This is a genomic window from Williamsia sp. DF01-3 (genome assembly GCF_023051145.1).
Taxonomy (GTDB): Bacteria; Actinomycetota; Actinomycetes; order Mycobacteriales; family Mycobacteriaceae; genus Williamsia.
In genome coordinates, this window is the sequence record NZ_JALKFS010000005.1 from 17,222 (window position 1) to 32,807 (window position 15,586).

Below are 15,586 nucleotides of genomic sequence, written 5' to 3' on the forward strand. Positions count from 1 at the left end.
GAGGAGCTGCGTCAGAACTCGATGGTGAGGTGCTCACTGAGCGGCCGGGCCTGACAAGCCAGGATGTAGCCGTCCGCGATGTCCTCATCATCGAGGATCGACGTTTCACCCATTTCGACCTCGCCGTCGACAAGAGTGCATGCACAGGAACCACATTCGCCTTCGCGGCACGAGTACGGCACATCCAGTCCCTTGGACAGCAGAACGTCGACCAGCGTGGCCGACCGCGGCCAGCTCAGCTCGTGCGCTTCACCGTCGAGACTCACCGAGACCGTCGGCGCATCGCTGTGGTCACCCTCGGACGGCTGCGGCACCTCGATCTCGGCAAAGGGATCGCCGGACAATGACGTGAAGACCTCGGCGTGCACCCGGCCCCGGGCGATGCCCGATCGCGCGGTTGCCTTGTGCACCATGTCCATGAACGGTTTGGGACCACACATGAACACCCGGTGGTTCCCGAATGCCGAACAGAGGGGCACAAGCTGGTCGACGGTCGGCCGGCCCTGCACACTCTCCAGCCAGTGCAGCACCAACAGCCTGTCGGCGAACCGGGTTGCGAGATCTCGTAGTTCTTGTCGGAAGATGATCGCGTTCTCGTCGCGATTGGCGTAGACCAGAACAACTTTTCCGGCACCTCCGCTCAGCGCGGTCTTGAGAATGGAGATCACCGGCGTCACCCCACTGCCCGCGGCGAACAGCAGCAAGTCGTCGTCCAGATTCGCCGGGGTGAAGACGCCGGACGGGGGCAGCACTTCGAGGACATCACCGACATTGACGTTGTCGCACAGCCAGTGCGAACCGTATCCACCGTCGGTGCGCTTGACGGTGACCTTCGGTCGGTCGTCGGTCAGCGGCGAACTGGCCAGTGAATAGCACCGGGCAACCGACCCCGTCCGGTCGCTGGGGATTCGCAGGGTGAGGAACTGCCCTGGCTTGTATCTGAAGTCGTCGCTGCGGTCGACGGGCACGTCGAACACCAGCGATCGCGCGTCAGCCGTCTCCTCGACCACGGCCGCAACGGTCACCATCACTGACCGCGAATTACGCTGAGCTACAGCATTTGTCATCGCCGGTGTTACCTCTCCCTGCGTGGACACGACTCGCCGAAACTAGATGAACGGGCGCTTCGGTGCGCCGCCGCTCCCGCTCAACGGGACGAGATCGAAACCCCTGCCGTGGTGGCAAACGACACCCTGCCTCCCGAGATCGCCGGCCTGCCGTCTTTGACGAGTTCGAACGTGAGATCCGAGGCATCGCCCCAGGCCCGTAACACCGGGGACTCACCGGGATGGAGTGCCGCTGCGAATCGGCCGTCGAGACTCACCAGGTCTGCCGGATGTGCGCCGGTCAGACGGGCGCATTCCAGCGCTCCGGCGGCCAGGGTGCACAGTCCGTGCATGATCGGCCGCGGCTGACCGATCCGCTCCGACGCGTCGGGGTCGATGTGGATGTGGTGCCGGTCGCCGGTGAGTCGATAGAGTGCCGCTTGATTCTCACGCGTGTGCAACACGGATTCGAATGACGGATCACTCTGCGCATCAACCGGTCTCGCCGGTCCTCGCTCGCCACCGAAACCTCCTGCGCCCGGTGCGAACAACGACCATGTCGCGATGAAGTACTCACTGCGCACCTCGACCTCGAAGACCGCTGCCGCGCCCTTGTCCCACACATTGCCGACCGACGCCGACAGCGTCACCTCGCCGCTGCGTGGCAAAGGTGCCAGTACCGTCAGCTGTTGTGACCCGTGCAGTGCCGTGCGGGTATCGAACGCACCCCGCGACCCGAGCTCGTCCGGGGCCCACTGCGCGAGTGTCAGCGCGAACGTCGGCAATACCCTCAGCCGGTCCTCGAACACCAGGTCCAGCTCGGTTGCTTTGGCGCCCACGGCCAACGCGTAGATGATCGCATCGCGTTCGTCGTAGGACACGGTGCGTGTGCCGAGATCGACTCCTCGCCACCGGCCCGCGTTCTCCCAGCTCCTCACTACGCCACCCCGAGAACGAGACCACTGGTCGGAACCGCGGTGCCGGCGGTGACGATGATGTTCTCGGCCGCGTCGGGCTGATTGGTCGAGGTGCCCCGGATCAGACGGACCGCTTCCGCTATCCCGTTGACGCCGTGCAGATACGCCTCTCCGATCTGTCCGCCGTGAGTGTTGGAGGGCAACAGTCCGCCGACCTCCAGGTTGCCGTCGGCGATGAAGTCCTTCGCTTCGCCCCGGGCGCAGAATCCGAGCTCTTCGAGCTGAGGTAGCACAAGCGGCGTGAAGTGGTCGTACAGGATCGCAGCGTCGATGTCTTCGGGCCCCAGCCCACTCTGGGCGTAGAGCTGGCGGCCCACAAGACCCATCTCCGGAATGCCGGTGATGTCGGGACGGTAGTAGCTGGTCATCATGTGTTGGTCCCTGCCGCTGCCCTGTGCCGCGCCTTTGATGATCGCCGGCGTGTTGTCGAGGGTCGCGGCCCGCTCGGCCGAGACGACGACGAGTGCCTGGCCCCCATCGGTTTCCTGACAGCAATCCAGCAGATGTAGGGGTTCGGCGATCCAGCGCGAGTTCTGATGGTCGTCGAGGGTGATGGGCCGGCCGTAGAACCATGCCTCGGGGTTGTTCGCGGCGTGCTTGCGGGCCACCACCGCAACCCGCCCGAAATCCTCACTGGTGGCGCCGTGCTCATGCATGTACCGCCGAGCGAACATCGCGACCCACTGCGCCGGCGTCGACAGTCCCTGCGGCGTCATCCACGCGTAGGCGGCGCGATCTGCAGTGCTGTCCATGGGGCGATCGTGTTGGCCCAGCCCATATCGGACTCCTGATCGCTCGTTGAAAGCGCGGTAACAGACCACCACGTCTGCGACGCCTGCTGTCACCGCCATCGCAGCCTGCTGCACGGTGGCACATGCGGCTCCCCCGCCATACCCGATGCGGGAGAAGAATTTCAGCTCCCCCAGCCCGCAGTTGCGGGCCACGAGCACCTCACCGTTTGTCTCGGCGGTGTACGTCGACAGGCCGTCGACTTCAGATGGGTCGATGCCTGCGTCGGCCAGAGCGGCCACGATCGCCTCACACGCGAGCTGCAGTTCGCTACGGCCCGAGTTCTTGGAGAACTCAGTGGCGCCGATCCCGACGATGGCCGCCGACCCGGACAGTGGACTGGGCATCAACTGCCTCCTTTGCTGACGGTGACCGTCACAGTGCCGGTGACATGCGCGCCGATGCTGTTGACACCGCGCACGTGGACCGACGCCACACCGTCCTCGTTCGCGATCACCTTCCCGGTAAGGGTCATGGTGTCGCCGGGGTAGTTGGGCGCACCGAGTCGGATCGCGACCTTACGCAGTGATGCACCGGGACCCGCCCAGTCTGTGATGTACCGGCCGACAAGACCATTGGTGGTGAGGATGTTCATGAAGACGTCTGGGGATCCACGCTCGACTGCCAGCGCCGGATCATGGTGGACATCCTGGTAGTCGCGACTGGCGATGGCCGTCGCCACGATCAACGTGCGAGTGATCGGGACAACGAGTTCGGGCAGTTCGTGACCCACGGCCATATCGGTGATCACGAGGCCACGCCCAGCGCAAGCTGCGCTCCGAGCCGCGCGAGGTCGGCACTCGACCCACCCAGTGACGCCGCGATCTGTTTGCCCCACAGAAGGTGCCGATGCACCGGGTAATCGGTGTCGACCCCGATTCCGCCGTGGACGTGCTGGGTTCGGTGCACCACACGTTGACCGGCGTCGGTCGCCCACCACTTGGCGACCAGCACGGCGGTACCCGGAGCAGCTCCGTTCGTCAGCATCCAGGCCGCCTGCCACAACGTGACACGCATGGCCTCGAGATCGATGTAGCAGTCCGCCAACTGGTGGCTCACCGCCTGGAACGTCGCCAGCGGACGACCGAACTGTTCGCGGCCGTTCAGATAGGTCACCGCCTGCTCGACCGCCCCGGCACCCACTCCGACTTGCAGTGCGGCCAGCGCGACCTCGACCCGATCGACGAGCCAATTGACCGCATCGCCTCTTGCCAGCAGCTGCGCCTTCGCGGCGTCGAAAGTCAAGTTGGCCGCGATCGCGCGGGTGGTCGTCTCGTTGTTCTGCACGTGTACCGCGGGATCGGCCGGGTCGACAAGGAAGAGACCCGTTCCTGCCGGGGTCACGGCCGAGACCACAACGCCGGCGGCGACGTGCGCTGACGGCACAACCGCTTTCGCGCCGTGCAACGTCCACGACCCGGCCGCGCCTTCGCGGGCACTCATCGTCGGCTCGGTCGGATCGTGGGGTCCGAACTCCTCGATGCCGACGGTGAGGAAGATTTCGCCGGCGGCGGCCGGGGCCACGAACATCCGTTTCTGCTCCGCAGTACCGAATTGCGCGATGGCCGCAGCGGCGAGCGCCGTTTCCCAGAGCGGAACCGGTGCCACGTATCGTCCCTGCTGTTCGAGCACCACGCAGAGTTCACTGAAACCCATGGCACCACCACCGAATTCGTCGGGCAGGGCGATTCCCACGAGTCCTGCCTGTGCCAGCTCTCGCCAGAGGTCGCGGTCGATTCGCTCGTCGGAGGCCTCGACAGCCTTGACGCGGTCGATGCCTGACCTCTGCGAGAAGATGTTCGCAGCCAGGTCGCCGATCGCGGTTTGCTCTTCGTTGAAGGTGAAGTCCATCAGTTCTCCTCGGGTACAGACGGCCGGAAACCTGGAAGCGTCAGGTCCGGATCGGCGTCGATCCACTCCAGCTCCACCGGCATGTCGATGGTCACTTCGTCCGGGGCCACTCCGACCATGTTGGCGATCAGCCGGGTGCCCTCTTCCAGTTCGATCACCGCGACGATGAGCGGGTAGTCGAAGGCTTCGATCTTCGGGTGGTGGTTGACCACGAAGCTGTAGACGGTGCCCTTGCCGGACGCATCGATGGTGTCCCACTCCAGCGACCGGCACTGCCCGCACATGGGCCCGGTCGGGTGACGCAGGGTGAGACAATTCGAACATCGCTGGATCACCAGGCGGTGCTCCTTGGCGGCTTGGAACCAGAAGGCGTTGTCCTGGTTGAGCGCCGGTCGAGGCCGTGGCGGTCGTGGTTTCGGTTTCTCCGCGGGCCGGAACCGCAATGTTCGCCACCGCTGCGTGGCAACAACCTCGCCGTCGTCGTCGCGGTAGGTCTTGAGCGTGGTCACGAAATGTCCGACGCCCAGCCCGGTCTTCTTCTCCGGGGAGATCGACTCGATCACCTCGGTGACATTGATCCGGGTACCAGGTCGGAGTTCGGTGAAGAACTCCTGCTCGGAATCTGTTGCCACCACGGAGGTGAAGCCCGCATCTGCGAGGACGCCGAGCAGCTGGGTGGCAGTATCCGACACCGAGCCACCGGAGACGGTCGCCGCGTAACCCCGCATCGTCCACGCCTGGATCATGCTGGGCGGGGCGATGATCCCGGCACGACCGGTGTCGCGGGCGGCGGCGTCATCGAGGTAGATCGGGTTGGTGTCTCCCATCGCCTCTACCCAGTGCCGAATCATGGGGACGTTCACCGGGTCCTGTGCCCACGCAGTCGGGACCAGTTCCCGCCCGACGAACTCGTCGAGCACTCGGGTCTCGATCATTTGTCCCGTCCGAGTTTCGCGGTGCCCAGGCCAATGGTGGCGACCATGTCGCGGAGCACCTCGTTCACACCTCCGCCGAACGTGTTGACCACTCCCTGCCGGGAGATCTGCTCGATCTGCCCTGCCAGGATGGCACCCGGATTGTCGGGGCGGATTCTCCCCGCAGCGCCGAGGATGCCCAGCAGCGTGCGGTACACGTCGACGTGGGTTTCGGTGCCGAACACCTTGGCCGCTCCTGCGTCAGCACCAGAGAGCGTGTCGGTCGCCACCGCAGCCGTCATCTTCCAGTTCATCAGCCGCATCGCCACCAGTTTGGCGTGGGTACGCGCGAATTCTTGCTGTACCCATGGAATCTCGATGGCACCAGACTCCCGCGCCCAGTCGATCACCTGCGTCCACAGTCCTTCCGTCCGTCCACCGAGCGCTGCCAGTCCGATCCGCTCGTGGTTAAGCTGGGCCGTGATCAAGCGCCAGCCGCCGTTGAGATCCCCCACCAGCGCGTCCACACCGACCCGGATTCCGCTGTAGTAGGTCGAGGTGACCATCAGTCCCCCGACCGTCGGGATCGGTGACCACGAGAAACCGGGGTCGTCGGTGGGAATGATGAGGATCGAAATACCCTTGTGCTTGGGCGCTTCGGGGTCGGTGCGACAAGCGAGCCACACGTAGTCGGCGGTGTTGGCACCGGAGGTGAAGATCTTGTTGCCGTCCACCACCCACTCATCGCCGTCGCGCACTGCCCGGGTCTTGAGGGACGCGAGGTCGGTGCCCGCGTCGGGTTCGGTGTATCCGATCGCGAAAACGATGTCTCCCGAGAGGATTCCGGGCAGGTAACGTGCCTTCTGCTCCTCGGTCCCGTACTTCTGTAGCGTCGGCCCCACGGTGTTGACGGTGACAAAAGGAAAAGGCAATCCCGCGCGCTGCACCTCATCGAAGAAGACGAACTGATCCTCGATCGACCGACCCTGGCCTCCGAACTCCGTCGGCCAGCCGATGCCCAGCCAGCCGTCCTCTCCGAGCATCTTGACGATCTCCCGGAATCTCGGACCGCCCACGCCCTGTTCTCCGGCAGCGCGGCGCTCGTCTTCGGGGAGCAGCGTGGAAAAGTAGGCTCGCAGCTCCTTCCTGAGCTGCTGCTGCTCAGGCGATTCGGTCAGATCCATCGTTGGTTCTCCTCGAGAAGTTCAGGGGCACAGAGTCGAGTCGGGCGTGGAATCAGAGGAAGCGAGCGCGACCGTGGTCGCGGAAGTCCTGCTCGAGCGCTCGGCGATCGGCGTCGGTCATCAGCGTGTACCGCGGCGTTCCTCGACCCACCCAGTGGAACACCGGCTCCTCACACCGCCAGCCCTCGGACTGCAGTGCACGCTTGAGCACCTTGTTCGATCCGGTGACCGGGAGATCGGTCGAGATCCGGACGAACCGGGGTGCCGCCTTGGTTCCGAGATCGGCTTGCGCCGAGAGGTATTCGGCGAACTCGTCGGGATCGAAGTCGGACAGGTCGGCCACTTCGACGGCAGCCATCACCTGGTCACCGGACCGGGGGTCCGGGACTGCGAACACACCGGTGGCGATCACCTTCGGGTGGCGACGCAGGATGTGCTCGATCATCAGGGCAGAGGTGTTCTCCCCGTCGACCCGGATCCAATCACCCTTGCGACCGGCAAAGTAGAGAAAGCCGGCTTCGTCGACATACCCGAGATCACCGGTCCAGTACCAGCCGTGGCGAATTCGCTCGGCGACCGCCGATTCGTTCTTGTAGTAACCCTCGAATCGCGCGGCACCGGCCTTGTCGATCATCTCCCCGATGGCCACGTCGGGGTTGACGACATGGCCGTGCTCGTCCAGCACTGCGCGCGGACACTCCTGGAGTGTCTCCGGGTCTACGATGACAACATTGTCGTTGGCCGGCCGGCCCAGTGCTCCGGCGGGCGCATCGGGATCGAGCTTCACCGAGCCTGCGCCCTCGCTCGAGCCGTACGCCTCGTACAGCTTCGCCCCGAAGCGGCGGACGAACTCGGCCTTGTCACCGGGGGACGCCTCCGTCCCGAACCCGTGGGTCAACGTGTTCACGTGGTCATCGGGCGATTCCTCGGTGGACATCAGGTAACCGAGCGCCTTGCCCACGTACGTGAAATACGTTGCCCCGTAATAACGAACGTCCGACATGAACCCCGAGGCCGTGAACTTCGGCACCAGCGCCACCGTGGCGCCCTGAGACAGGGCCGGTGCCCACAGACCCATCAACGCGTTGCCGTGGAACAGCGGCATGCAGCAATAGCAGACGTCGTCCCTGTCGATGTCGTACTTCGCGCAGTTCGAGTAGGCCAGCCGAGTGATCCGACCCTGACTGCACCGCACGGCTTGACATCCCGGTGGTGCCGGAGGTGAACAGCAGCAGAAACAGCGTGGTGGCGTCGACGTCGTCTGCCACAGAGGGTTCGGTGGCGTGCTCGGACACCGTGTTGATGTACGAATCGGCGTCGACCATGACAAATCTGTCGTCGGTGAGGCCCAGGTCCAGGCCGGCCAGCTTCTCTCGTCCTTTGTGGTCTGTGACGATCAGCTGGCAGTCGACGTAGCGGACCTCGGCCTCGAGTTCTCTACCCCGGCGGGTCGGGTTGATGCCGACGATCGTGGCCCCGGTCAAGGCCGCTGCGCCCAGCCAGAACACGAACTCGGGAGTGTTCTCCAGCAGGACCCCGATGTGGAAGGGACCGGGCCGTCGCAGCGACTGTGCCAGCGCGCCGCGTGCCGCGCTCTCCCGCACCACCTCATCCCATGTCCAGTCCCGGGCGCGGGTACGCAATCCGAGGTGCTGGTCGCCTACCCGCTCCATGAGCATCCGGGCGACGTCGGGGTGGTGGGTTGTCGATGAGGCTGCTGTCGTGCCGGCGTCGGTGGTGGTCGGGTTCAAGACATCAGTCCTCATCGTGGACGCAGCACACAGTGTGTGCCGCCGTAGATCGCCGTCATGCATTTGTTGTTGTGATTACACAGGCCTGGCGAGTGGGTGTCAGCGGAAATGCGGTTCACGAGGTCGGGCTCACGGAGCAGCGCCCTGGCGACGGCCACGAACTGGAACCCCTCCCTCATCGCGAGGTCCATGGTTTCGCGGCCGGTGATCCCACCGAGCAGGACCAGGGGCATCTTGACCGCTTCGCGGATCTGGCGGGCGTCGTCGAGGAGATACGCGTCCTTGTACGGGTACTCCTTCAGAAAGTGTTTGCCCACCAGCTGGATTCCCAGTTTGGTCGGCTGCGGCATCACTGCGGCGAAGTCACGCAGAGGCGCGTCACCCTTGAACAGATACATCGGGTTGAGCAGTGAACTGCCCGCGGTGAGTTCGAGCGCGTCCAGGGATCCGTCCTGCTCGAGCCACTGCGCAACCTGGATGGCTTCATCGACCCAGAATCCCCCGGGCACACCGTCGTCCATGTTCAGCTTGGCCAGGATCGCGATCCTGTCCCCGACGGCGTCGCGCACCGCGCGAGCGACCTCACGGGCAAAACGCGCCCGGTTCTTCAGGGACCCGCCATAGTCGTCTTTGCGCTTGTTCACCCGTGGGCTCAGGAATGAGCTGACCAGGTAGTTGTGACCGAAGTGGAGCTCGACGGCGTCGAAACCGGTCTCGATGGCGCGGCGTGCGGCATCGGCGTGCGCCTCCACGATCCGTGCGATGTCCGCCGTGGAGGCCGGCTTGGAGAAGTTCTGTGTGGTCATCCGGAAGGCCCGGGAGGGGCCCAGAGCCGGCGTACCAAGGTATTTCGAGCCTGCCACCGGGCCGGCATGACCGATCTGCGCCGACACCGCCGCTCCCTCGTCGTGAATGGCGTCGGTGAGCCTGCGCAGACCTGGCATGGCCTCGTCACGCCAGTAGATCTGGGCCGGCGAGGTCCGGCCCTCGTACGACACCGCGCAGTAAGCAACGGTTGTCATCCCGACGCCACCAGCGGCCGGTCGGCGATGGAATTCGATCAGTTCGTCGGAGACGAGCCCTTTAGGGGTCAGACCCTCAAAGGTGGCGGCCTTGATGACCCGGTTACGTAGGGAGATCGGCCCCAATTTTGCCGGTGCAAGCGGGTCGGCGTGCACCGGGGGAAACCCGAGTTCTGTGGTCATGATGATATTCCTCCAGCTGCGAGACTGGGCCGAACCGTATCGCCGCCCACCGATACCGAACAGGCAAGTCTCGGTGAGTGGTAACGGTCACCATGAATACGTGGCGCCATGACATTTTGTGACCAGAATCCCAGTCCCGTTGAGCAGCCCGAGCGTGGCGAGCACAGCAGTACTACCGAAAGGCCTCCGCATGACTGCGTCCACCGATCTCCAGCACCATCTTGATCAAGTGGTGGCCCGCCTGGTCGGCCCGGGTGGGCCGTTCGAGCTGGTCGACGAAGAGATCCTCGGCGCCAGCATGTCGGTGATGAAACACCGCAGGCGCGCCGTGGCCGAACTGCTCCCGTTGTCGGCGACATGGGGGACAAACGATTACCTTGTCACCACCGACCGGCGGATCTCGTACGCCGACCATCTTTCTGCAGTTGCCGCACTGGCAGCTGGGTTCGCCGAGAGGTACGGGGTGGGCAAGGGTGACCGGGTCGCAATCCTGGCGGCGAACACCCCGGAGTGGGTCATGACCTTCTGGGCCACACAGGCGCTCGGGGCCATCACCGTTGGCCTGAACGGCTGGTGGGTACCTCGCGAGGTCACCTACGGGATCGAGCACAGTCGGCCGAAGGTACTGGTGGTCGACGCCAAAAGGGCTGCCGCCCTACCGGAACTGCCGGACACCGTCACCGTCCTGACCATGGAAGACGACCTCCCCGCGCTGATCGCGGAGTTCAGCGGCGTCGACCTTCCGAGCGTCGACATCGACGAAGACGACCCTTCGGTGATCCTCTACACCAGCGGCACCAGCGGGCGCCCCAAGGGCGCTCTGCACTCGCAGCGCAACCTGCTCGCGGTCGTGGACTACCAGCGGTTCGCCGAGGCGTTCACGGCCGAGCTACGCGGACAGACTCCTGACCCGTCTGCGCCCAGTTCTGCACGCCACCTGCTGACCTCGCCGCTCTTCCACATCGCGAGCCTGCACAACCTCGTGGTCCCGCGCCTGGCGACCGGCAGCGCGGTCGTGATGAATCAGGGGGCTTTCGACGCCGACACCGTCCTGGCGCTCATCGAGCGTGAACGGGTCACCAATTGGGGTGCCGTGCCCACCATGGCCACCAGGCTCCTCGAGCACGACAACGTCGAGAAGTACGACCTCTCGTCCCTGACGTCGTTTGCGTTGGCTTCCGCGCCGTCATCGGTGGCGTTCAAAGAACGCTTGCAGGAGAAGTTCCCCTTCGCCCGCGGCGCGCTGGTCGACAGCTACGGCCTCACCGAGTGCAGCACTGCCATCGCCGTCGCGACCCCAGCCGACATCGAAGCCTTCCCCGGAACACTCGGAAGGCCGATCATCACCGTCAGCATGGAGATCCGCGATGCGTCGGGAGACCCGGTGCCCGACGGGACCGAGGGAGAGGTCTGCGTGCGCAGCCCGTTCGTGATGCTCGGCTACTGGGAAGACGAGCAGGCCACAGCTGCCGCCATCGCCCCCGGGCGCTGGCTTCGCACAGGCGATTTCGGCTTGATCGACAACGGCAGGCTCCGGCTCACCGGTCGCCGATCGGACCTGATCCTGCGCGGCGGCGAGAATGTCTACCCGACAGAGATCGAACAGTGCCTCGACGAACATCCGGACGTGGCCGAGTGCGCGGTGGTCGGCGTACCGCATCCGGACCTCGGCCAGGAGGTGGCCGCAGTGGTGGTGACCCGCCCCGGATCGACCACCACCGAGGACCGATTGCGCGCCTTCGCAGCCGAACGACTCTCGTACTACAAGGTCCCGACGCAGTGGCGGATCACCGATCAGCCGTTGCCGCGCAACGCAACCGGGAAGATGATGCGTAGGCAGATCGCGTTGTGAGTTCTCCGGCGCCGGTGGTCAACCGCCGGCGCCGGACCTCGCGGGTCCAGCTGCACACAAGATGCCCCGCAGCGTCACATCCGGCCGGACGACCCCGACTTGTGTGCAACCAGGCTCTGCCAGAGGGCAGCGCCTAGTCGACAGCCGGCGCCCACTGCACGCCGTTGATGTGCGCGCCGCCGTCGACGAACAGTGTGTTTCCCGTCAGGTACCGGCGCCGGCGCCCACGGCCACCCGTCCGTTCAGTGTGGCCATGAAAGCACCCCTTCATCGGCCCGCACCTATCGAGGGCGCGGCACCGTCTTGTCGATGAACAGTGCCTCGACCGAGACACATACGGTGCCGTCGGCAGTGCGGATGTCGCCGACGGTATTGATCTTGATCCCCTCTTCGGCGACCATCCGGCCGCTCACGGTCAGCGGTTCGAACAGAGGAGTAGGACGGTGGTAGCGGACGTTGAGTTGTGCTGTGGCACCGCTACGGCCCGCCCAGGCATTCGCCACACCGAGGGTGTGGTCGAGAAGCAGTGCTGCCACGCCGCCATGAAGGTGTCCGGGTGGTCCCTGGTAAGGAAAAGTCAGTGTCACTTCACCTTCTACTGAACCGTCCTCGCGGCCGGCCAGTGTCAGCGGCGGCGCAATCGCATTCTCTGGTCCGGTGACCGGGTCGTGGCGGGTGACGCCCTCGCCGTGCCACATGTCGATCAGCCGCTCGGCGATCTCCGGCGAGTGTTCTTCGAGGTGCTCGGCGATGTTGTCCAGCTCCTCGGCGACCCGTTGCAGATTGGCATTCGTCCGGTCTGTGCGCAACAGGGCGTCCACGACCCGACGCGCCGCAGCCGTGGCGCGGTCGACGGGCCGGTCCTGAGGCGCCGAGGTGAGCACGGTTCCGTCAGGCGCATTACCGACGGTGGGGTGAAGGGTCATCGGATCTCCATGTGGGCGTGGGTCAATACCGCCTGACCATCACGGTCCGGGCAGACAGAGTGCAGGATGAGTCGGTTGTTCTCGCGCCACACCGATGTCTCGATGGCCTCACCGGGATAGATCGATCCGGCGAACCGCGCCGAAAACGTCTGGACAGCTGCGGTATCACCGCCGAGGATGCCATCGACGACGGCCTTGCAGACCACGCCGTAGGATGCCAGGCCGTGCAGGATGGGACGATCGAAACCGGCGTGCGCGGCGAAATCCGGATCCGCGTGCAGAGGGTTCATGTCGCCGCTGAGACGGTAGACAAGGGCTTGGCGGGCGGTGGTCTGCGATCTCAGTACCTTGTCCGGCGCACGGTCCGGGGCAACTGCGGACGTCTCGGGGCCCGCGGGGCCTCCGAATCCGCCCTCACCCCTGGCCCAGATCTGCATCTCGCTGGTCCACAACGGGCTCCCGTCCACGTCGGCGGCCGCCTGCTCCAAGACGATGACCGCCGCCTTGCCCTTGTCCCAGACATCAGCGACGCGGGACGACAGCAACGCTGACCCCGAGGCAGGGATCGGGCCGTGCATCGTGAGCGACTGACCGCCGTGCAGGATCTTGCGGAGGTCGATGTCGATTCCCGGCAGGGTCATCCCAGGCGGCGCAATTTCTCCCGCCGAAACACCCTGTCCGGCAACCACGGCGAAAGTCGGGAGCACGCTGATGTTCTTCTCGTACACCCAGCGCAATTCCGCCGGATCGACGGGATCGGCGCCCGCGCCGATCCCGAGTTGATACAGCAACACGTCCCGCTCGGTCCAGGACACCTCTCGAACGGAGGGCTCAGCGGCCAGTGCTGCGAGACGATCGATACCCACGGTCAGGGCTCCTTTGTGGTGCGAACGGGTTGCCTCACTTGCCGGGCGCGGGGTCACGAGGTAGACCGAGGATCCGCTCAGCGATGATGTTCAGCTGGACGTTGGTGGTACCACCGGCGATCGACAGACACTGCGAGTTCAGGAACTGCTGCGTGGGCGACCACCGGTCCTGTTCTCCGAGTAGCGCATCAGGTCCGGTCCACTCCATCGCCACCTCCCAGATCTGCTGGATGTGCTCGACGCCCAGCAGCTTGGCGATGGACGACTCGGCACCGGGTTGTCCTCCGGCGAGCGAGCGCAGTGTGGTCCGGAGCGCCATCAAACCGCCGGACTGTGCGTCGCACAGCACTTTTCCGAGAACGGTCAGTTGTTCATCGTCGAGACCGCCGGGCAACGACGCGGCCAGGTTCAGCAGCGTTTCGCCACCCGATCCCAACGACGAGTCGTTCGACAGTGAGACCCGTTCGTTCGCCAGCGTGGTGCGCGCGAGCTTCCAGCCTTCGCCGGGCTCGCCGACGAGGCAGTCGTCGGGGACGAACACGTCGTCGAGGAACACCTCGTTGAATAGTGACTCGCCGGTGATCTCCCGCAGTGGCCTGATGTCGAGGCCAGGACTGTTCTGGATGTCGACCAGGAAGTACGACAGACCTTTGTGTTTCGCGACGTAGCCGTCCGTGCGGGCCAGGCAGATGCCCCAGTGGGCGTCGCGCGCGCCGGACGTCCACACCTTCTGCCCCTGCAGTCTCCACCCGCCGTCGACCTTGGTGGCCTTGGTGCTGAGCCCGGCGAGATCCGACCCGGCTCCTGGTTCGGAGAACAATTGACACCAGACGATGTCGCCCCGCAGCGACGGCCGCACAAAACGCTGCAGCTGCTGGTGGTTGCCGTGGGCGATGAGTGTAGGGACCACCCAGTTGCCGATGATCATGTCGTGCGGCTCCAGAGCCGCCGCGCCCAATTCCTCGGCGATGACCAACTGCGTCACGGCGTCCGCCCCCTTACCCCAGGGCGCAGCGAAATGTGGTGCGGTATACCCCTTGTCGGCCAGGTAGCGCGACCGCCGACCCGCTTCCAGCGCGGTGGCACCGGCCAGCTCCGCACGGATATCGGCGCGGATCTGCTCTGCCTCCGCAGGCAAGTCGATGCCGAGCACACGACGGACTCCGTTGATCGTCAGGCTCGCCACCCGTCGTTGCCAGGTGGCGGTGGATCCGAGCAGGATCCGGAGGGATTGGGCGCGCCGCATGTACAGGTGAGCGTCGTGTTCCCAGGTGTACCCGATGCCGCCGAGGATCTGGATGCAGTCCTTGGTGACGGTGAAGGCAGCCTCCGGGGCCACGGCCCCTGCGACAGCGGCGGCCAACGACGCCTCGGATCGATTTGTCGACGGCGCCATAGCGCGGGCGGCGTCCCACGCGGTCACCCGGGCCTGTTCGGTGGAGGCGAGCATCCGCGCGGCCTTGTGCTTGACACCCTGGAACTGACCGATGACTCGGCCGAATTGCTGTCGTATCCGGGCATATTCGGCCGCTGTGTCGGTGGCCCAGCCGGCCAGACCTGCGGCTTCGGCAGAGAACAGTGTCGACGCGAGGTCGAGTACCCGCTGCGGATCGAGATCGAGGACGTCTTCGGGGGAGAGTTCCACGTTCTCGGCCTCGATCTGCGCGTTTCGTCGGACGAGATCGTGACTGGGCAGTTCGGTGACCGAGATCTGGTCGCGCCGGACGACCACGTACCCACGGGTGCCGTTGTCCTCAGCGGCCACCAAGAACAGGTCTGCAACCTGACCACCGAGAACGTGACCGGATCTTCCGGCCAGTGTCACGGTGTCGCCGTCGCGGATCAGTCGCAGTGAGCCCGGTTGCAGCGCAACGGCTCCGAACATGGAGCCGTCCACAAGAGATGCCAGATCAGCGGTACGTCCGGCCTCGTGCAGGACAGCCGAGACGATGACGGTCGGCAAGAACGGCCCGGGCACCATCGAACGACCAAGCTCTTCGGTCACTATGGCCAGCTCCACGAATCCGGCTCCCGCTCCGCCGAATTCTTCCGGCAGGTGCAGGCCCAGCATGCCGAGCTCCGCCAGCGAGTTCCAGAACACGGGTCGCGCTTCGGATTTGGCTTCGACGGCGTCGCGTATCACCGCGGCGGTCACGTGGCGCTCCGCCCACCCCCGCACCGAATCGCGCAGGTCGCGGTGGTCGTCGCTCAGTTCAATTCCCATA

At 65.3% G+C, this 15,586-nt stretch carries 12 protein-coding genes and 2 pseudogenes; 1 reads left to right on the top strand and 13 read right to left on the bottom strand.

The genetic code is table 11. From position 1 onward, the window contains the following. Positions 1–11: 11 nt before the first annotated feature. From MVA47_RS01850 to MVA47_RS01890, 9 genes and pseudogenes are all read right to left on the bottom strand, one after another. Positions 12–1,067 carry a ferredoxin--NADP reductase gene (locus MVA47_RS01850; protein WP_247206424.1) on the bottom strand — a complete coding sequence of 352 codons (1,056 nt, stop codon included), beginning with the start codon at positions 1,065–1,067 and terminating at the stop codon, positions 12–14. A gap of 80 nt (positions 1,068–1,147) precedes the next feature. Continuing rightward, complete coding sequence (locus tag MVA47_RS01855) at positions 1,148–1,984, bottom strand: MaoC/PaaZ C-terminal domain-containing protein (RefSeq protein ID WP_247206425.1); 837 nt, start codon at positions 1,982–1,984, stop codon at positions 1,148–1,150. Further along, on the bottom strand, positions 1,984–3,159 hold the full coding sequence (locus MVA47_RS01860) for a lipid-transfer protein (protein ID WP_247206426.1): 1,176 nt from the start codon (positions 3,157–3,159) through the stop codon (positions 1,984–1,986). Before MVA47_RS01860 ends, MVA47_RS01855 begins: the two co-directional genes overlap by 1 nt. Next, on the bottom strand, positions 3,159–3,551 hold the full coding sequence (locus MVA47_RS01865) for a MaoC family dehydratase (RefSeq protein ID WP_247210531.1): 393 nt from the start codon (positions 3,549–3,551) through the stop codon (positions 3,159–3,161). Before MVA47_RS01865 ends, MVA47_RS01860 begins: the two co-directional genes overlap by 1 nt. Before the next feature lie 8 nt (positions 3,552–3,559). Beyond that, positions 3,560–4,663: an acyl-CoA dehydrogenase family protein gene (locus tag MVA47_RS01870; protein ID WP_247206427.1), complete on the bottom strand. Its 1,104-nt coding sequence runs from the start codon at positions 4,661–4,663 to the stop codon at positions 3,560–3,562. Then, the gene (locus tag MVA47_RS01875) at positions 4,663–5,598 is read right to left on the bottom strand and encodes a bifunctional MaoC family dehydratase N-terminal/OB-fold nucleic acid binding domain-containing protein (RefSeq protein ID WP_247206428.1); all 936 of its coding nucleotides are present in this window, start codon (positions 5,596–5,598) and stop codon (positions 4,663–4,665) included. The genes MVA47_RS01870 and MVA47_RS01875 overlap by 1 nt, the downstream gene beginning before the upstream one ends. Further along, a complete protein-coding gene (locus MVA47_RS01880) occupies positions 5,595–6,761 on the bottom strand; it encodes an acyl-CoA dehydrogenase family protein (protein WP_247206429.1) in 1,167 nt (388 codons plus the stop codon). The genes MVA47_RS01875 and MVA47_RS01880 overlap by 4 nt, the downstream gene beginning before the upstream one ends. 52 nt (positions 6,762–6,813) lie before the next feature. Beyond that, positions 6,814–8,440: pseudogene (locus MVA47_RS01885) on the bottom strand (AMP-binding protein). A gap of 83 nt (positions 8,441–8,523) precedes the next feature. After that, on the bottom strand, positions 8,524–9,717 hold the full coding sequence (locus MVA47_RS01890) for an NADH:flavin oxidoreductase (protein ID WP_247206430.1): 1,194 nt from the start codon (positions 9,715–9,717) through the stop codon (positions 8,524–8,526). A gap of 190 nt (positions 9,718–9,907) precedes the next feature. On the opposite strand from MVA47_RS01890, the gene MVA47_RS01895 reads away from it, so the two are divergent. After that, on the top strand, positions 9,908–11,569 hold the full coding sequence (locus tag MVA47_RS01895) for a class I adenylate-forming enzyme family protein (protein WP_247206431.1): 1,662 nt from the start codon (positions 9,908–9,910) through the stop codon (positions 11,567–11,569). 133 nt (positions 11,570–11,702) lie between these two features. Here MVA47_RS01895 and MVA47_RS01900 read toward each other — a convergent pair. The 4 genes and pseudogenes from MVA47_RS01900 to MVA47_RS01915 all read right to left on the bottom strand — a co-directional run. After that, positions 11,703–11,783, bottom strand: a pseudogene (locus MVA47_RS01900) (oxidoreductase); the annotation flags it as partial. Between the two features lie 67 nt (positions 11,784–11,850). After that, positions 11,851–12,495 (bottom strand): PaaI family thioesterase, encoded by a 645-nt coding sequence (locus MVA47_RS01905; protein ID WP_247206432.1) that lies wholly within the window; start codon positions 12,493–12,495, stop codon positions 11,851–11,853. Beyond that, positions 12,492–13,361: a MaoC/PaaZ C-terminal domain-containing protein gene (locus MVA47_RS01910; RefSeq protein ID WP_247206433.1), complete on the bottom strand. Its 870-nt coding sequence runs from the start codon at positions 13,359–13,361 to the stop codon at positions 12,492–12,494. Before MVA47_RS01910 ends, MVA47_RS01905 begins: the two co-directional genes overlap by 4 nt. Before the next feature lie 34 nt (positions 13,362–13,395). Continuing rightward, positions 13,396–15,585 carry an acyl-CoA dehydrogenase gene (locus tag MVA47_RS01915; protein ID WP_247206434.1) on the bottom strand — a complete coding sequence of 730 codons (2,190 nt, stop codon included), beginning with the start codon at positions 15,583–15,585 and terminating at the stop codon, positions 13,396–13,398. Between the last annotated feature and the right edge of the window lies 1 nt (position 15,586).

Bases quoted from the DNA above. Each gene is read 5' to 3' on its own strand.
- MVA47_RS01905 (WP_247206432.1), bottom strand. From the start codon at position 12,495: ATGACCCTTCACCCCACCGTCGGTAATGCGCCTGACGGAACCGTGCTC.
- MVA47_RS01890 (WP_247206430.1), bottom strand. From the start codon at position 9,717: ATGACCACAGAACTCGGGTTTCCCCCGGTGCACGCCGACCCGCTTGCA.
- MVA47_RS01880 (WP_247206429.1), bottom strand. From the start codon at position 6,761: ATGGATCTGACCGAATCGCCTGAGCAGCAGCAGCTCAGGAAGGAGCTG.
- MVA47_RS01850 (WP_247206424.1), bottom strand. From the start codon at position 1,067: ATGACAAATGCTGTAGCTCAGCGTAATTCGCGGTCAGTGATGGTGACC.
- MVA47_RS01870 (WP_247206427.1), bottom strand. From the start codon at position 4,663: ATGGACTTCACCTTCAACGAAGAGCAAACCGCGATCGGCGACCTGGCT.
- MVA47_RS01895 (WP_247206431.1), top strand. From the start codon at position 9,908: ATGACTGCGTCCACCGATCTCCAGCACCATCTTGATCAAGTGGTGGCC.
- MVA47_RS01875 (WP_247206428.1), bottom strand. From the start codon at position 5,598: ATGATCGAGACCCGAGTGCTCGACGAGTTCGTCGGGCGGGAACTGGTC.
- MVA47_RS01865 (WP_247210531.1), bottom strand. From the start codon at position 3,551: ATGGCCGTGGGTCACGAACTGCCCGAACTCGTTGTCCCGATCACTCGC.
- MVA47_RS01915 (WP_247206434.1), bottom strand. From the start codon at position 15,585: ATGGGAATTGAACTGAGCGACGACCACCGCGACCTGCGCGATTCGGTG.
- MVA47_RS01860 (WP_247206426.1), bottom strand. From the start codon at position 3,159: ATGCCCAGTCCACTGTCCGGGTCGGCGGCCATCGTCGGGATCGGCGCC.